Below are 17,146 nucleotides of genomic sequence, written 5' to 3'. Positions count from 1 at the left end.
TATTAGGTAATTGCATGTCCGAAACAACTCAACAAGCGGTGAGCGAGGGTGGGGCGTACGAAATACTGAAATCCCGTCTATTTCAGCAAGGTAAACAGCTCAAGTCCCTGTCTCAAGCCTTTAATCAGAATCGTCAGACAATCTTTGGCGGCCAAGAAAGCCAACTGGTCGGTAAAACGAATGTCCAGACACAAGCCCGCTCCATTCCCATCGATATGGCGCAGGTCAATCAGCAACTTCTCTTCGGTTATCAGGTACATGTCGGCCTGAAATCCTCTCCGTCCCTGGAGGATGTCTTTGGTTTATATCAATTACACGAGCAGGACGGCACGTTCCGCATCGAACCTTTGCCGCTGGAAAACAGTTTTCTGACGGATGCCCGTTTTCTGCACGAATTTACCGAACTTTTTACTTACTACAGCGATGCCCGCCTGACACAGATTTCTCGTCAGGAAAGCATTCTGTACATTGCCTTCCAGATCGGGATGCGTCCTGAAGACCGCAAAGTCTTCCGTTTCCAGCTCAATGCAAACTCAATTGAATATATTGATTCGCTGGGTAACAAACAGCTGGAAAACGTTCAGCAGCATGACTTTGAGTGGATTGCCACAACCCGTGACGATCAGGTTGCCGGAGCTCATCCGCATGTGTCGATCCGCGACAAGTTGTTTGTCGAATGCATTGGCGGCGATCTGACCATCAAGGTGGAAGACAACACGGATGACGGTAAAGGGATCTACAGCGAATCGGTGGACGATCCGCACCAAAGTGTTGCCGATGCTTTCATTGAGTATGCCTTTATTGGTGAGCTGATCGCGTTAAAAATCAAACCGCACCGTGAAAAGCACTCGCGCTATTTTATTTATAACCCGATCAACCAGTCAGTTGCCCGGGCTGATGCGTTAGGACTGAGCGCCAAAGCGCTGCCGGAAGATCATGGTGTGCTTTACTCTCACGGCTTTGTGCTGGCAAACGGCGAAAGCAAGCAGTTTGACATGCCGTGGCAGCACCTGAAGTTCTTCCAGAAAATTGCCTCACCCAACGGTGAAGATATCCTGTATTTCTTTTTCAACATGCTCGAAGGCCATTACGTTGGCTTCACCTATAACATGATTGAGAAGAAGTTTGCGGCACCTATGGAGAGCCACGGATTCAGCCTCTATCCCGATGGCCGGATGCTGGTATTCCAGTTGTCTGAAAATGCGGAAGCGTCAACCATTCACCCGCTGCGAATCTGGGATACGCCGTTTTCTACCCCGGAACACTATGCCGCGCAGAATGCCAGTGCTGACAACACCAGCCCGCTGTTTAACCTGGGTAATGCCGAACTGGTTCGGGCGCTGTCGTCCGTGTTGTCTATCTGCCAGCTGGCGCAGTCAGAAGAAGTCACTCAGGCTGCTTTTGAAGTGCTGCTGAAAGAATGTCAGATCACGCTGGATCACTATCACTGGCTCAACCATCATTATGCGCTGGGCATGGGGGAAGTGATTAACAGTCTGATGGACACGGCAAACAAGATCATTGATGAGTTTGCCAAAGTTCTTCAGATGCAGCGTCACGCTGAAGAGAGCCTGGCTGAGCATCAGCAGGTCGTGACGAACCTGATTGCGAAGATCAAACTGGCCCCCAAAGAGCAGGCAAATGTCCTGCTGTCCTTGCTGTCAGAGCTGAAAGCGCAGGTGGGTGCCACCATGGCGCTGCGTCAGCAGCATTATATGGATACCGGCAGTGTTGATGCTTTACTTGATAACCTGCAGCAGCACCGTGAGCTGTTGAACCAGCAGCTGCTGGCATTGTTACAGGAAGAAAAGGCGTATCAGCCGTTTAAGCAACAGATTCACGAGATAGAAATTTCGCTGGCGGATGTCAGCAAGACCGCAGACATTCAGGCGCTTCAGCAGCAGGTGGACACACTGCGTGCAGACTTGCAGCTGGTGTCTGAAGAAGTCACAGACATTGAAACCGATGATCCGACCCAGTCGACCCGGATTCTGGACTTAACCACCGAAGTCTCGTCGTTGCTGAATGCGGTCTCGGCCAGGCTGAGAAACAAATCACAGAGCCTGCAAAGTAACGAGGCTCAGGCCGAGTTCAGTGCCCAGTTCAAACTGCTGGGCCAGTCGGTCAGCAGTGCGATGGAGCAGGCGACCACGCCGGATGAGTGTGATACACAATTGGCGAAACTGGTTGGTCAGCTGGACAAGCTGGAGTCCCGTTTTGCAGATTTCGATCAGTTTCTGGTGGAGATTTACGCCAAGCGCGATGAGATTCAGTCGACGCTGGACAATCACAAGCAACAGCTGATTGCAGCGCAGCAGCGCCGGGTACAGAACCTGATGCAGGCTGCCAATGTCACCATGGGCAGCGTCGAAAAACGAGTGTCCCGCTTTGATGATGTGAAAGCGCTGAACAGTTATTTCGCCACCGACGCCATGGTGCTCAAACTGCATCAGCTGTCGCAGTCGATTCGTGATCTGGGCGACAGCGTCAAGGCTGACAGTCTGGATGCTAAGCTCAAATCGCTGCAAGACCAGTCGCTGCGTTCGCTTCGTGATAATCAGGATATCTTCGAAGATGGCGGCAAAGTACTGCGACTGGGTCGTCACAAGTTCAGTGTCAACCAACAGGCGCTTGATCTGAGCCTGGTGGAGCATAACAAACAGCTTTGTACGCATATTTCCGGTACCGATTTTTATCAGCCTATTGCAGATGAAAATTTCCTGTCTCTGCAGCAAATCGCGCGCCTTGATGTGTCGTCTGAAAGTGAGGCGGTTTATCGCGGTGAATACCTGGCGTACCTGATGCTGCACAGTGCCATGAACAAAGCTGATGATCTGTCGCTTGCTCAGCTTTATCAGGCTGGCCGTGACAAATCCTTGTTGCCGCTGGTTCAGCATTTTTCTGCGCCGCGCTACAAAGAAGGGTATGTCAAAGGGATCCACGATCACGATGCGGCTCTGATATTGCAGGATGTGCTGCCGACCTTTGAACAGGCCGGATTGCTGCGATTCAGCCAGCGTGCGCGGGCCAATGCGTTATTGTGGCTGATGATGCAGGAGGAAACGGAACTGCATCGCTGGCAGGAAAAAGCGAAAAATGCACAGCTGCTGAAAGAGCACCTGAATTCTGCGGATGCATTCTTGTCGCTGCAGCACACTCTGGCCGAGTCGGTGCAGGGTCAGGCTGCTATGGAAAGCAGCGATTACCTGATTCGGTTACTGGCGGGTACGGATGTGCGGATTGAAGTCAGTCAGGATGGCTTTGAACTGAGTGAAGATTACCTGCAATTTCGTCGCAGTCTGGGCTGGAACGGCGAGCAACTGGCGCTGGATGTCGCCTTTGCCGATCACCAGCAATGGCTGAGTGCTTACACCGCCCAGAAGCAATATGGTCAGGCGTTTGTGGTCGAAGCCGCTGCGATTGCGGTATGTAATACCCATTCAGACCGCTTGCTGAGTCCTGTGGACTTCTCTCTGGCTTGTCCTGTACAGGGACTGCTGGGCGAGCACGATCGGGTTGAAGGCGGCACATTAACCCTGGTACTGGATGATTTCATCCAGCGCTGTGAACATCACCGCAGCGAAGTGGTTCCTCAGTTTGAGGCTTATCTGAGTCAGCGGACGGCATTACTGAATCAGGCAAAAGATCAATTCAGGCTGAGCGAGTTTAAACCGCGGCCGCTGACCTCTTTCGTTCGCAACAAGCTGATCAGCGACAGCTACCTGCACCTGATTGGCGACAACTTTGCCAAGCAGATGGGCACAGTCGGCGACAAGAAGCGGACGGACCTGATGGGGATGCTGCTGCTGATTTCTCCGCCTGGCTACGGTAAAACAACCCTGATCGAATATGTGGCGCATAAGCTGGGACTGGTCTTTATGAAGGTCAACGGCCCGTCGATTGGCCATCAGGTCACTTCGCTGGATCCGGCCGATGCGCCGGATCAGAACTCAGCGCGTGAAATCGAGAAGATCAATCTGGCCTTCGAAATGGGCAACAATGTGTTGTTGTATCTGGATGATATTCAGCACACCAGCCCGGAACTGCTGCAGAAATTCATCTCACTCTGTGACGGTACCCGACGGATTGAAGGAACCTGGCAGGGGAAAACCAAAACCTATGATATGCGCGGCAAGAAGTTCGCTGTGGTCATGGCCGGGAACCCGTATACCGAAACCGGTGAAGCGTTCCGGATTCCGGACATGCTGGCCAACCGGGCCGATATCTATAACCTGGGTGACATGCTGTCGGATCAGCAATATGCGTTTGAGCTGAGCTTTATTGAGAACTCACTCACCTCTAATCCGGTTCTGGCGCCACTGGCAACCCGCGATCTGAACGATCTGTATCGTTTTGTCAAAATGGCACAAGGGGATGGCGTTGCGCTGAGCGATATGTCGCACTCGTATTCATCAACCGAAGCCAACGAAATTGTGGCGACGCTGCAGAAACTTATGCTGGTTCAGCAGACGGTTCTGAAGGTGAATCAGCAGTACATTCTGTCGGCAGCAACGGCAGACGATTACCGTGTTGAGCCGCCGTTTAAGTTGCAGGGTTCTTACCGGAACATGAATAAGCTGGCTGAGAAAATCGCTTCGGTGATGACGGATGATGAACTCAATACCTTGCTTCAGGATCACTATCAGGGCGAAGCGCAGACGCTGGCCAATGGCACAGAAGAAAACCTGCTTAAGCTGGCAGAACTGCGCGGCAACATGAGCGCTGAACAGCAAGCCCGCTGGGAAGACATCAAACAGGCCTATCAGCGCAAGCAAATGATGGGTGATGAAAGTGACCGTGCCGGACAAGTCGTTCAGCAATTAGCGATGCTGAATCAGCATGTTGCGCGGTTCGCTCAACCTGTAAAACTGGAGGATTTGCAATGAATCAGCAACAGTGGCTCGACTGGCTGAAAGCGTCGCTTGAAGATGGCCGGCTGGACGACAACGAGCGGCGTGAATTACAGGTTTCACTGGTGGAAGTGGGTTTATCGGATGATGAGCGTTCTTTTTTGCGCAACCAGAGCTTCAAACTGGCGCAACAAGCCATACAGGAAGGGGCAGAGCCCCTTGCTGTACTTCGCTGGCTGGAACGGGTAGTGAAAGTGCTTGATAACACCCGCAGCTCTGCCATTGCACAAGTCGCGACCAGTTGGTTTTCACCGGGGCGTGCCTGTGCGGGCGGCATCATTGAGCAACTGCGACAGGTGCGCAGTAAAGTGGATATTTGTGTCTTTACGATTGCGGATGATGAACTGACTAAACACATTCTGGCAGCGCATGAACGTGGCGTGCAAGTGCGGGTGATCACCGATAACGACAAGCTCAATGACGCTGGCAGTGATATTGATTATCTGGCACGTAAAGGCGTCGCCGTGAAAATTGATACCACGGCTTATCATATGCATCATAAGTTTGCCGTATTTGATGGCACCCGGCTCATCAACGGCAGTTTCAACTGGACACGCAGTGCGTCCAGATACAACCAGGAAGACATTACGCTGACGGATGACCGCCGTTTTCTGACAGCGTTCGAGCAACAGTTTGAAGAGCTGTGGCAGCGTTTTCCTTGTCATCAGCCGAGTTAAGGAGAGCAAACATGAATGACATTGTGAACCCGGAGCCGCAGCCTGTCCGCTCAGCCAATCCAGCCGACTTGCTGGAGTTGGAAGTGACACCTGAAATCGTTGCCTTGTCTGACAGCTTTGATCCTTTCGACGCTGTTGCAACCATCACTTTTGGTAAAGAAGCGCTGGAAAAAATCACCGCGTTTTCCGATAACGTGCTTGAACAAGTTCGGGTCCGTGATACCGGGGATGCCGGAGAAATCCTGCAATCTATGGTGGAGTCGATGGACAGCGCCGCGTTTGACCGCCTCAAAGGCAATAGCTTTCTGGCGAACCTGCCGCTGATTGGCGAACTGTTTGATTCCTTCAAGAAGTTCTCTCGCAGCTTTGATTCAGTCAAACAGCAGCTTGAGCAGCTATCGCAGCAGTTGGAAGCGCAGGAAGTGAAACTGGCGCACGATATCACGCAATTGGATGGCCTGTACGATAACAACCTTGAGTTGCTCAAAGGCCTGGAGCACTTCATTGCCGCGGGTAAATACAAACTCAATCAGTTGAACGTGGATATATTACCAGCCTTGCACGCGGCCTCTGTTCAATCCGGCGATGCGCTGGAAGCGCAGAAATACCGTGATGCCAGTCAGGCCGTCGCGCGACTGGAAAAACGGGTTCATAATCTGGAGCTCACCCGGCTTGCTGCAGTGCAAACCGCGCCGCAGATCCGTTTGTCGCAGGAAGGCAATAAAATGTTGATGGAAGATATCCAGGATATCGTTCATAACACCTTTCCTTTGTGGAAGCGCCAGTTCCTGATTGCGATTTCCAACTACGAGAAAGAAAAGGCGTTGAGAGTCACCCGCACTGTGAAGGATTACACCAACAAACAGTACGTGAAAAACGCTGAACACCTGAAAGTGCTGGAAGAGCAAATTGCTGAAAACTATCAGCGCGGTATCCTGGATCTCGAATCCCTGCAGGCGGTTAACCAATTGACGATAGAAACGCTGAACAACACGTTATCCCGCGTCAAAGAAGGCCGTCAGCAACGCGAACAGGCCGAAAAAGTGATTGCGAAAGCCGAGAAAGAGCTGAAAGTGGCCTTGCAGCAAACGCTTGAATGATGATGTTGGGCTGCACAATAGGTGCGCATTAATCAGAACGGCAGTGAAAACTGCCGTTTTTTATGGTTGTGTTTTTTGATAATTGTCAGGCTGCTGTATTTTACTCAGTGTTGGATGGAGTGATTTATAACGATATAGAGCCACATTCATCGGAATATAGGTCAGGATAAAAAATGAGATCAACGCCATGGCTCTTGCCTCTATCGCTTCCAGATCAATAATCATCAAGGTAACGAGACAGGGCCATACCATGAAGAACGGTGAGAAATACCGCCAAAATTGTGCTGAAAAATATTGAATACGGTATACATAACCCTGTAAGCCAATCACAGAGAATAATAGAAAAACACAGTCGATGATACTCAGAAATGTCATTTCATCCTGATAGGTAAGACGAATCGCCATGATGAGGTTATAAATACTCAGCCAGAAATAAATTTTCCACAAACGCATGATTTTTAAAATTTTTACCATTTTTATGTCTTTATATCATATACATTTCAAAGTCATAAATCGAACTATGAAAGAGTGTGGTTGTGGTTCAGTATATATCTTCACCAAACTGAAAGGTTGAAGCTTTGAATAAAAATTGCTATTGAATTAAAAAACATAATAAATTGGTATTCTTGATGAGGTTCCTGAAATTGAGCCATGAAAGTAAGAACATAGAGCCAATGAATTTTATATAGCATCCGCCCATTCTGCAGTGAGAAAAATATCAACCGGGAAGGCAAATTTCGTGTGCCTGTGTAGGACTGACGATAATATGGGCAGAGTTATGTATGGCTGCCAGATTCGAACCGTTTTAATCGCTTACAAATTCACCTCGGTTTGAACTGGGTTCCATTTTATTGCTCGTAGTTTCAGTGCAACTTTGACAGATTCCGATACCGTCAACTATAGGTCATACCTCTTACCAATAACCTATGGCTCATTATGAAAAAATTATTACTCCTCATGCTGTTACCCTTTACCGCTGCTGCGCAAAGTGGAGAAGCGCCTGCCTCACACCATCTTTATGCTCAGCCTTTGTCGACGGCGCAGATTGAGCAGGTTCAGGGCAGCAACACTTATACTTATGTCCGTTGCTGGTATCGTCCGGCGCAGACTCACGATGATCCTGCCACAAGCTGGGAGTGGGCGTTAGATGAAAAGGGCGAGTATTACCAGCTCAAGGGTTACTGGTGGTCATCCTTGTCGTTTAAGAACATGTTCTATACCCATACCCCGCAGTCTGAGATCAAAGCGCGCTGTGCGGAAACCCTTGGGGTCAGTCATGAAACGGCTGACATGACCTATTTTGCTGCCGATAACAGCCTGTCTTATAACCATTCTATCTGGACCAACGATCTGGGTATCTCGATGGGCATCAACAAAGTGGTCGCGTTTGGTGATAGTTTGTCGGATACCGGCAACCTGTTCAATGCATCGCAGTGGGTGTTCCCGAACCGCAATTCCTGGTTCCTCGGCCATTTTTCTAACGGCTTTGTCTGGACGGAATATCTGGCAGAAAGCCTGAATCTGCCGCTGTACAACTGGGCAGTGGGCGGTGCAGCCGGTTCTAATCAGTATGTCGCGCTTACGGGAGTCACTGAGCAGGTGAGCTCGTATCTGACGTACATGCAGCTTGCTCAGAATTACCATCCGGCCAATACCCTGTTTACGCTGGAGTTCGGGCTGAATGATTTCATGAATTACGACCGCACGGTGGAAGAGGCCAAAGCAGATTACAGCACGGCTATGCAACGTTTAACGGCATCTGGTGCGAGCAATATTCTGTTGATGACCTTACCGGATGCCACCCGTGCGCCGCAGTTTAAGTACGCGACGCAGGAAGAGATCGACAAGGTGCAGGCGAAAATTCTGGCCTTCAACGCTTTCATAAAGGCCGAGGCAAAACGTTATCAGGACCAAGGCGTAAAGGTGGTGTTGTTTGATGCGCACCAACTGTTTGACCAGATCACTACAAATCCTGCATCACACGGTTTTGCCAATGCCAAAGATGCCTGTCTGGATATCAATCGCAATTCCGCGGCGGATTATCTGTACAGCCACAGCTTTACCGATGAATGTGCGTATCTTGGTTCGGATAAGTATGTGTTCTGGGGGGTAACACACCCAACTACAGCAACCCATAAATACATCGCCAATGCCATGTATCTGCCGGTGATTTCCGCGTTTAATATCCAGCCTTAATGACATATTGGATCTTGGCAAGCAGGGCATTTGCCCTGCTTTTTCAGTGAAACGAAAGTGTCAGTGAAAACGAAAGCGGGACAGCAGAATTGCTGGATCTGAGTGCGTTCTATGCTTGCCATTTTCAATGGAAAGCCATAGAAGGGTTTCAAATCGCCTATGGGAACAAGTCAAACCCAGTCGGTTCTCACGAGCGTATTTGTTTATCGGACGCATCTGAGGCAGTTAAAAGAAGATGTCGCATCTGAATATCGTTCGTATTGAGGAATATGAATCAATGAATGGCTTCATCCAGTCGCCTTCATTTTGATTAAGCTTCCTGAAAGTGGTTTTCTGAGTGGGTTATTTCAAGTCATTATTCAGCGTACCAAGTGTCACGGTGAAGCGCTGGAAAAGTTGAATCGCATCGGCAGTGCATCGAAAGTGACGCTGTCTTTTGAATTGTGGGGTTGGTATAGCAATGCAAAAAAATAAATACGACGATATCGTCACCTGTAACTTGAGTGTCTGGCACAGGCCAGTTGGTTTGGTCTTTTTCCTGGCATCTGTTGTATTGATTGTGCTGTTTCCTTATTTCCCGGTGCAGTACCTGACCGCTTTACTGAGTCTTTGGTCCGTATTACGAAAGAAAGAAATGGTATGGCGGAAAAGGGAGCGTCAGTGGTCTTTTCGAGTTCGGCGATTTTTTCTGTGGCGCCAGATCAGTCATCAGATGACAGAGCGCGATGCAGTGATTCTGTATTACGAAAAACCTGTTGAGGAAGAAAGAGATGGCACGACAATGACTCAATACGGCTGGTTTGAGCTTGAGTTCGAACCACAAGCCAATCGGTTTGATCTGGATAGCCAGTCTGAATATCAAACTGGCGCTCAATATCGATTAAAAAAATTCGACCAAGATGCCAAAGCGCCTGAACTAACGGAGATGATGAAACAAATTATTGAGGTCTACCGTGCCAGCAATCTGGATGTCCGAATCGTCTTCGGATTGGAAGATTTGGATGAGGAAAGATATAGGGCTATCAAAACAGCACTTGGCATTGATCCATCACGTGCCTCTTTTGAAGGTGCATTGCCTGCTACAGATAAGCGCCCCGATTATTATGAAATAAAGCGATACACACTGACGTCCAGTCAAATGAGAGATGAAACGGCATCGGCAGAACAGCGCAATGATGTTTGACGTATGGCAGACGAGATGAAAATAACAAAAAACACAGACGATAGTGTCATCTGCAACTTAAAGGTCTGGCATAAGCCGTTTGGCTGGTTTTGGACGGTTGTGTTCGCCATCTTCCTGCCGGTGATTTCCACGTTTAACATTCAGCCTTAACTCGATACTGGACCCCAGCAAGCAGGATATCTGCCCTGCTTGGTTACAGAATCAGCTTGGCTACAGAATTTGCTTTGCTAAAGAAAGACGGTTAAACCAGATGTCGCACTCAGTACGATGAGTTAGCCGACGTCAGGGCCTGCGTTGATTCACGCAGTACCAGTTCCCCGCTATAGGTCTGGTGCCGCGTTGGGGCGTGCTGTTTATTGGCTAGGGATACCGCCAGTGTCATGGCATCCTGAGTGAGCTGAACAATCGGCAAGGAGACGGTGGTCAGGCTGGGAATGGCGTAAGCGGCTGCAGGTTCGTTATCAATACCCATCACAGAGACATCCTGTGGCACGCGCAGACCGTGATCGAACAAGGCACGAATGGCACCGATTGCCATGTCATCGTTACAGGCAAAAATGGCACTGACGCTCTGCTGGCTGCTGAGGAGCTGTTCCACGGCCTGATAACCGCTTGCCAGGGTATTTGTCCCTTCATGAACCCAGCCGGGCTGCATGGTTATCTGCTGTTGCTCCAGCATTTGCTGATACACCGCATAGCGGATCTGACCGGTTTCGCTTGCCAGTGGGGAAGTAATGCAAGCAATGTGGCGATGACCGAGAGACAGCAAATGTTGCATCGCAATTTCTGCCAGCTGGCGTTGATCCAAACCAAAACTGTGCAGGGTGTTATCTTCAAGCTGACGGTTCAGGATGATCAAAGGCGGCAGCACACTCTGCTGCAGAGCAGCCAGATCTGAAACGCTGAGATGGCGGCTGTAGAGCAATATCGTGTCGCAGCGCTGATTGGCTAAGGTGGCAACGGCTTCCTGTTCACCGTCTGCTGTGTTGTGGCTGTTGACCACTAACAGCTTTTTACCGGCCTGCTGAGTGCTTTGCTCGGCATGGTGCAGAATGCTGCCAAAATAGCTGCTCTGAAAGTGGGGCAGGACCAGGCCAATCGTATTCGAAGTATTGGTTGCCAGCGCCTGCGCCAGTGCATTGGGCTGATAGCCGAGAGCTTGCATGGCAGAAAGCACAGCATCGCGGGTGGCGGCTTTTACCTGCCCGGTGCCATTTAAAACACGTGACACTGTGGCCTTGGAATAGCCTGTTGCTTTACACACATCGTTTATGGTTGCCATTGCCTGTCCTCTTTATCATCCGGCCACGGGCAGTAAGCCGCGGCCGGATGGCGAGTGTAGCGAACTTTAGCTGTTGTTAGAATGCTTTATCCGTCGTTACAGGCTTTCACCCTTGGTGGCGATGACGTTCTGGTACCAGAAGAAACTCTTTTTCTTCGACCGTGCCATGGTGCCACTGCCGTCATCGTGTTTATCGACATAAATAAAGCCGTAGCGTTTCCGGTATTCCCCGGTAGTGAAAGACACGCAGTCGATGCAGCCCCACGGGGTGTATCCCATGACATCAACGCCCTCAATCGTTATAGCTTCTTTAACCGCCCGGATATGCGCACTCAGGTAATCAATCCGGTAGTCGTCATTGATCGAATCATCATCTTCGACCTGATCAATGGCGCCAAAACCGTTTTCGACGATGAAGATAGGTTTCTGGTAGCGTTCGTACAGATCAGACAGCGCGACGCGCAGGCCATCGGGATCAATCTGCCAGCCCCAGTCAGAGGCTGGAAGGTAAGGGTTCAGCTTACTGTCTTCAAACAGAGAAGTGGTTTCGCCGTCTGGGTCTTTCTTCGCCGACACTATGTTGGTCATGTAATAGCTGATGGCCAGATAGTCTGCGCAACCTTCACGCAAAATGGCCTCATCACCGGGCTGCATTTCAACCGCGATGCCATTGCGTTCCCACTCTTTGCGCAGGTAGCTGGGATAATAGCCCCGTACCTGAACGTCACTGAACAGGTATTTCTGACGCATCAGCTCTTGCGCCAGCAGCACGTCATCAGGATGACAGGTGGCCGGATAGAGCGGCATCATGTGAATCATGCTGCCGATTTTGAAATCCGGGTTGATGGCATGGCCCAGTTTTACCACTTTTGCACTGGCCAGAAACTGGTGGTGTAGCACCTGATACATCACTTGTTCCGGATTGCCATGATCGCTGTAGATCATGCCTGAGTTGCAGTAACCCCAGATAGGCAGTTTCCAGTTGCGCTGGTTATTGATTTCGTTGAAGGTGATCCAGTATTTCACCTTGTGTTTATAACGCTCCATCACGACCTGGCTGAAGGTTACGAAGAAGTCCGCAACCTCACGGTTCAGCCAGCTGCCGTAGTGTTTCACCAGGTGGTTCGGCATCTCAAAATGAGAAAGGGTGATCACAGGTTCGATGCCGTTTTTGAGCAACTCATCAAACATATCGTCATAGAACTGCAGCCCGGCTTCATTGGGCTCTTTTTCATCGCCATTGGGAAAAATGCGTGTCCAGGCAATGGAAGTCCGGAAGCATTTGAAGCCCATTTCGGCAAACAGCGCGATGTCTTCTTTGTACCTGTGATAGAAATCAACCGCTTCATGGTTGGGATAGAAGTGATCCGCTTCTACCGTCTCAGTGATCACTCGCGGCACTTCATGAGCGCCTTTGGTCAGCACATCGACCACGCTGACGCCTTTGCCTCCCTGATCCCAGCCCCCTTCGACCTGATGGGCAGCCACTGCGCCGCCCCAGAGAAAATCAGTCGGAAAGCCTTGTTGTGACATCTGTAACCCCCTTGTGCTGGCAAAACGATCTCATGAACAATATTGGATCCTGAGTGCAGTGTAGATCATTCAATTTCAGAATGTAACCGGTTTCTGTAACCGGTTTCTTTTCTTTGGCGGGTTTGGCTGTCTGGCAGAAACCAGGGAAGCATTACGCTTGCTGGCCAGTAGATGGCATTTGGTTAGTGCTTGGGCGCTGGATAAAAGGCCCAGAAGAGCAGGCAGTATGCCAGCCTGAGTACGTGAATACATTCGTACGTGAATAGACTGGCTGACATACTGTCTGTGCTTAAAGCGGGAACCATTTTTTTGCTCTGTACCTGAGCAGGGCGCGGACTTTACCCTGCTGGTGGCTAGTCTGCGAACGCAACGTCACGCAGGAATAAAGCAATTTCAGGGAAGATCACGAGCAGGGTGGCTGAAAGCAGCAAGATGGCAATAAAGGGGCCAGTTCCTCGCACCACTTCCCAATAGGGTTTTTTAAATATCGCAATGGCAGTAAAGATGTCACAGCCAAACGGCGGTGTGGCGGAGCCGATCGCCACCTGCAAGGTAATAATGATCCCGACATGAACCGGATCGAGATTGGTGGCTTCGATGGCTGGCGCAAAAATTGGCGTCAGCACCAGAATCACCACAATCGGGTCGACGAACATGCAAGCGATGAAGAAAGCCACAGAGATGGATGCCAGCACCCCGAGCGGGCCCATTTCATCAATGCCGACCGCTTCCAGGATCATTTGCGGAATCTGCGCGAAGGATATGATCCAGGAAAAGCCGTTCCCTACACCGACCAGAATGAAAACAACCGCGGTAATCAAACCGGTGGATTTGGCAATGGCGTAAATATCTTTGCTGCCCAGTGAGCGAAAAACAATGAATTCCAGAAACACGGCGTAAAGCACGCACACGGCTGCGGCTTCCGTCGGGCTGAAGATGCCGCCGTAAATCCCGCCTACTATGATCACCGGAAACATCAGCGGCCAGATGGCGCTTTTAGCGGCATCAAAGCGCTCAGACCAGCTGGCGCGTTCTTCTGTCGGTACCTTATTGATGGTGGCGTAAGCCAGACAATACAGAGAAAAGAACAGCAGAATCATCAGACCGGGGCCGACGCCAGCAATGAAAAGCTCAGCGATAGAGGTTTCCGAAATGACACCATAGATGATCATCCCGATACTGGGCGGGATCAAAAAGGCGATATCACTGGCATTGATAATCAGAGCCAGCGAGAAAGAATCGCTGTAACCGGCTTTGAGCAACTTGGGGCGCAGCGTGGAACCCACGGCGACAACGGTAGCCTGAGTAGAGCCCGAAACTGCGCCAAACAGGGTGCAGGAAGCGGCGGTACTGATGGCAAGCCCCCCCCGGATATGGCCGATAAAAGTCATCACCATATTGATCAGGCGATCAGCAGAGTGGCCGCGGGTCATAATATCAGCGGCCAGAATAAACATAGGGACGGCTATCAGAGAGGCCGGCCGGATCCCACCCAGCACCTGCTGGATAAAAGTATCCATTTGTCCCATACCGCCAAACATCATGTAGAAACCGGTCAGGGCGGCGGTAATCAGAGGGATCATCATAGGGAAGCCGATCAACAGCATCACTATCATGATCAGCATTAAGGTCATTGCCATGGTGAATACCTTCTGTACTTCATTTTTTATGCTTTATTTTTGGTATCTGTGTACTCGTCAAGCACACCGGTGGACAGGTAGATTTCCGGGCTGGTCGCATTTTTATAGGCAGTCAGCAAGTACTGCACACCAGTGACGGCAAACCCCAGGGGAACCCAGATATATATCCACCAAATCTCAAAACCTAATGCTGGCAAAATACGGCCGCGTTCAAAAACAGACAGCACATACTGGTAGGAAAAATAAGCCAGCAGGAACATGATCGCGGCAGTGATGACTGAAATCAGGATCATGACGATTTTCCGGCCTTTGAAAGGCAGCATGTCATAGAACGCAGACATACGGATGTGGCGGCCATGGCGGGCAGCATAACCGATGCCGGCAAAAGTAATCAGAATAATAAGTATGCGATTGATTTCGCCGGAGAAAAACAGGCCCTGGCCAAAACCGAACCGCGCTACTACGTTTACGCAGGTGTTCAGGGCCATGAGCAGCACGCCAGTAGCAAGCATGAAGGATTCAATTTTACTGATCAGTGTATCGACTTTGCCGAGCACACCGGGCAATTCCGAGTGGTATTCCAATGATTCGGAATCGGACATAACAACTTCCTCAAACAGTAAGGTACCGCCTGTCAGGCGGTACCTCGTACGACTTTATTATTGTTGAGCAGCTTTTAAGTCAGCTTTGAACTGATCCAGCAGTTTCTGACCGTCCGACCCTGTCATTTCAATAAAGGTTTTTTCTACCTGGGGTGCACGCTCTTTGAATTTTGCAATTTGCTCGGCAGATAAGCGCGTTACCGTGACATCGTCACTGGATTGCTCGATTTTAGCGAGAGACTTCTCAGCCAGACCCGTAATGTGTTTCATGGTCTCGCTGAACGCGTATTCCGCCGCTTGCCTTACCATTTCCTGGTCTTCGTCTGACAGGCCATCAAAGAACTTCTTGTTGGCCATTGAAGCTGTGGTGAACCAGCCGTGGTGCGTAAAGATCAGGTTTGGCGAGACTTCGTACAAACCGCCGGACTCAATCCAGAAGATAGGGTTTTCCTGGCCCTGAATCATGTTGGTCTGCAGGGCACCGTATACTTCACCCCAGGGCAGCGGGGTCGGGGTAGCGCCAAAGGCTTCATAGGTGGAGGACAGCAGAGGGTTAGTCATGACTCGGATTTTTTTGCCTTTTAACTCTTCCGGAGAGGTAATAGGTTCATCAACCGTCATCACCATTTCGCCTTCAGGGTACATCTTGAGCAGCTCTAAGCCTTGTTCTTCATACAGTGCAGGGAAGTTGTTGTTCACTGCTTTACTGGTTTTGAAGAAATTGATTACCGCCTTCATGTCTGTTGGCATCAGGTAAGGGATGAAGAAAATTTGTGCCTCAGGAATGAGCGAGCCGGTAAAGCCGGGTGACTGGTTAACAAACTGCAGAATTCCTGCCTGGGTTTGCTCCATAATATCGTCTGATTCGCCCAGCTCACCAAAGCGGTATATTTTCAGATTATGGTCAGAGTGCTCTTCAATATAATCTTTAAATTTGTGGGCATAAACGTCTTGTACATCGCCTTCATATTCTTCGTGAGCGTAACGCCAGGTATCTGCATTAGCCAGAGTGGAAAATCCTAAAGTTGCAGCAACACAAGACATTGCAGCAATTTGCTTGATATGACGGTGAATAAACATCACGTCCCTCCTTGTTGGAATGCGTTAAAGCCATTTCAGACAACAATAATTAATCCGTGATGTTTTAATGCACGGTTAATTGCGGTTTTTATCCGGTTGAATAGTGGCGATTTTCAGTGTCAGTCCTTTAATACCCTGACAATATTATTGTTTTTATTAAAGTAATTCGTCGATGGAATGTCTTCTGATGTGACTTGAGTCACGATTATTTGTCAGGGTTTTTAATGTGATAAATAATATCCATACAAAGGTTGACATTGTTTTTGTTGGCTTTGTTTAAGAGAGTGGTAACAATGATTTGTTTTTAATTGAACGATTAATTAAATTAATTTTCTCATCTGAAGCATGGAACTAACAGCCATTATTAATTTAATGTTTATTACTGATTGTTGCGGTTATTTTTTATGATTATGTGGCTATTTTTAGCCACTGGCGTTTTAACGCTTTGGTTTATTGTTCACAGAGGGTAAACACAAGCCAAGAGTAGTCATAGCAGGAAATGGGGGTAATAAGTAAAGCAGCTTATTTATAATAAGGTGCCTGATGCTAAGTAAAAGTGTGTGTGTTTTTGTGCCTTGATGCAGAGATATATCTGAAAAGGACAAATAATGAAGAATACACCCTGATGGTTTCACAGGTTTTGCAATATTCTGATTGTGCATCGGTCTTTCTTTGTTAATGCGCAGGGTTTATGCAAGGGTTAATGCGCAGGGTTTGTGAAAGAGTCAAAGCGCCTGGGCGGGCTGAATTATGCAGCCAAGTGTGTATTGCTCTGACGGGACAGGCAAAAGCGTCTCAGGCTGCCTTGTCATTCAGGCCTATATAATTTGTGAAACTTGTTAATAGTAAAGGGTTCTAACTCGCAAGCGTTTGAGGCCGTGATTTGGCAGAGAATGGCCCAATATGTATCAGTCAGGGTCGAATTTATTCAATGAGGGTAACA

11 protein-coding genes are annotated in these 17,146 nt (G+C 49.3%); 5 read left to right on the top strand and 6 right to left on the bottom strand.

Annotated features, from left to right (window positions below; all coding sequences use genetic code 11):
- Positions 1 to 14: 14 nt before the first annotated feature.
- Genes KCG43_RS06800 through KCG43_RS06790 form a run of 3 tightly spaced genes read left to right on the top strand, consistent with a single transcriptional unit; the run spans position 15 to position 6,687 of the window.
- Positions 15 to 4,886 carry a DNA repair ATPase gene (locus KCG43_RS06800; RefSeq protein ID WP_218384059.1) on the top strand — a complete coding sequence of 1,624 codons (4,872 nt, stop codon included), beginning with the start codon at positions 15 to 17 and terminating at the stop codon, positions 4,884 to 4,886.
- Entirely contained in the window at positions 4,883 to 5,587 is a 705-nt protein-coding gene (locus KCG43_RS06795) for a phospholipase D-like domain-containing protein (protein WP_192014903.1), read from the top strand. Before KCG43_RS06800 ends, KCG43_RS06795 begins: the two co-directional genes overlap by 4 nt.
- A gap of 11 nt (positions 5,588 to 5,598) precedes the next feature.
- Entirely contained in the window at positions 5,599 to 6,687 is a 1,089-nt protein-coding gene (locus tag KCG43_RS06790; protein WP_192014904.1) for a toxic anion resistance protein, read from the top strand.
- Between the two features lie 60 nt (positions 6,688 to 6,747).
- Here KCG43_RS06790 and KCG43_RS06785 read toward each other — a convergent pair whose 3' ends face one another.
- Complete coding sequence (locus KCG43_RS06785; RefSeq protein WP_192014905.1) at positions 6,748 to 7,161, bottom strand: hypothetical protein; 414 nt, start codon at positions 7,159 to 7,161, stop codon at positions 6,748 to 6,750.
- Positions 7,162 to 7,623: 462 nt separating this feature from the next.
- On the opposite strand from KCG43_RS06785, the gene KCG43_RS06780 reads away from it, so the two are divergent.
- Entirely contained in the window at positions 7,624 to 8,883 is a 1,260-nt protein-coding gene (locus KCG43_RS06780; protein ID WP_192014906.1) for an SGNH/GDSL hydrolase family protein, read from the top strand.
- 460 nt (positions 8,884 to 9,343) lie between these two features.
- A complete protein-coding gene (locus KCG43_RS06775; protein WP_218384057.1) occupies positions 9,344 to 10,066 on the top strand; it encodes a hypothetical protein in 723 nt (240 codons plus the stop codon).
- Between the two features lie 259 nt (positions 10,067 to 10,325).
- Here the strand turns inward: KCG43_RS06775 and KCG43_RS06770 are convergent, their stop codons facing one another.
- From KCG43_RS06770 to dctP, 5 genes are all read right to left on the bottom strand, one after another.
- The gene (locus KCG43_RS06770) at positions 10,326 to 11,348 is read right to left on the bottom strand and encodes a LacI family DNA-binding transcriptional regulator (protein WP_218384055.1); all 1,023 of its coding nucleotides are present in this window, start codon (positions 11,346 to 11,348) and stop codon (positions 10,326 to 10,328) included.
- A 96-nt stretch (positions 11,349 to 11,444) separates the two neighbouring features.
- Positions 11,445 to 12,881, bottom strand: a complete 1,437-nt coding sequence (locus KCG43_RS06765; protein WP_218384053.1) for a 6-phospho-beta-glucosidase — start codon at positions 12,879 to 12,881, stop codon at positions 11,445 to 11,447.
- A 353-nt stretch (positions 12,882 to 13,234) separates the two neighbouring features.
- The gene (locus tag KCG43_RS06760) at positions 13,235 to 14,521 is read right to left on the bottom strand and encodes a TRAP transporter large permease (protein WP_192014911.1); all 1,287 of its coding nucleotides are present in this window, start codon (positions 14,519 to 14,521) and stop codon (positions 13,235 to 13,237) included.
- A gap of 26 nt (positions 14,522 to 14,547) precedes the next feature.
- Complete coding sequence (locus KCG43_RS06755; protein ID WP_192014912.1) at positions 14,548 to 15,123, bottom strand: TRAP transporter small permease; 576 nt, start codon at positions 15,121 to 15,123, stop codon at positions 14,548 to 14,550.
- A gap of 57 nt (positions 15,124 to 15,180) precedes the next feature.
- Positions 15,181 to 16,203, bottom strand: coding sequence for a TRAP transporter substrate-binding protein DctP (gene dctP / locus KCG43_RS06750; protein ID WP_218384051.1), 1,023 nt, complete (start codon positions 16,201 to 16,203; stop codon positions 15,181 to 15,183).
- Positions 16,204 to 17,146: the final 943 nt, after the last annotated feature.

Origin of the sequence: Photobacterium sp. WH24 (assembly GCF_019204055.1) — a bacterium.
GTDB lineage: Bacteria > Pseudomonadota > Gammaproteobacteria > Enterobacterales > Vibrionaceae > Photobacterium > Photobacterium arenosum.
The sequence above is the reverse complement of the archived record's forward strand: the minus strand, read 5'-3'. Positions and strand labels throughout refer to the sequence as shown.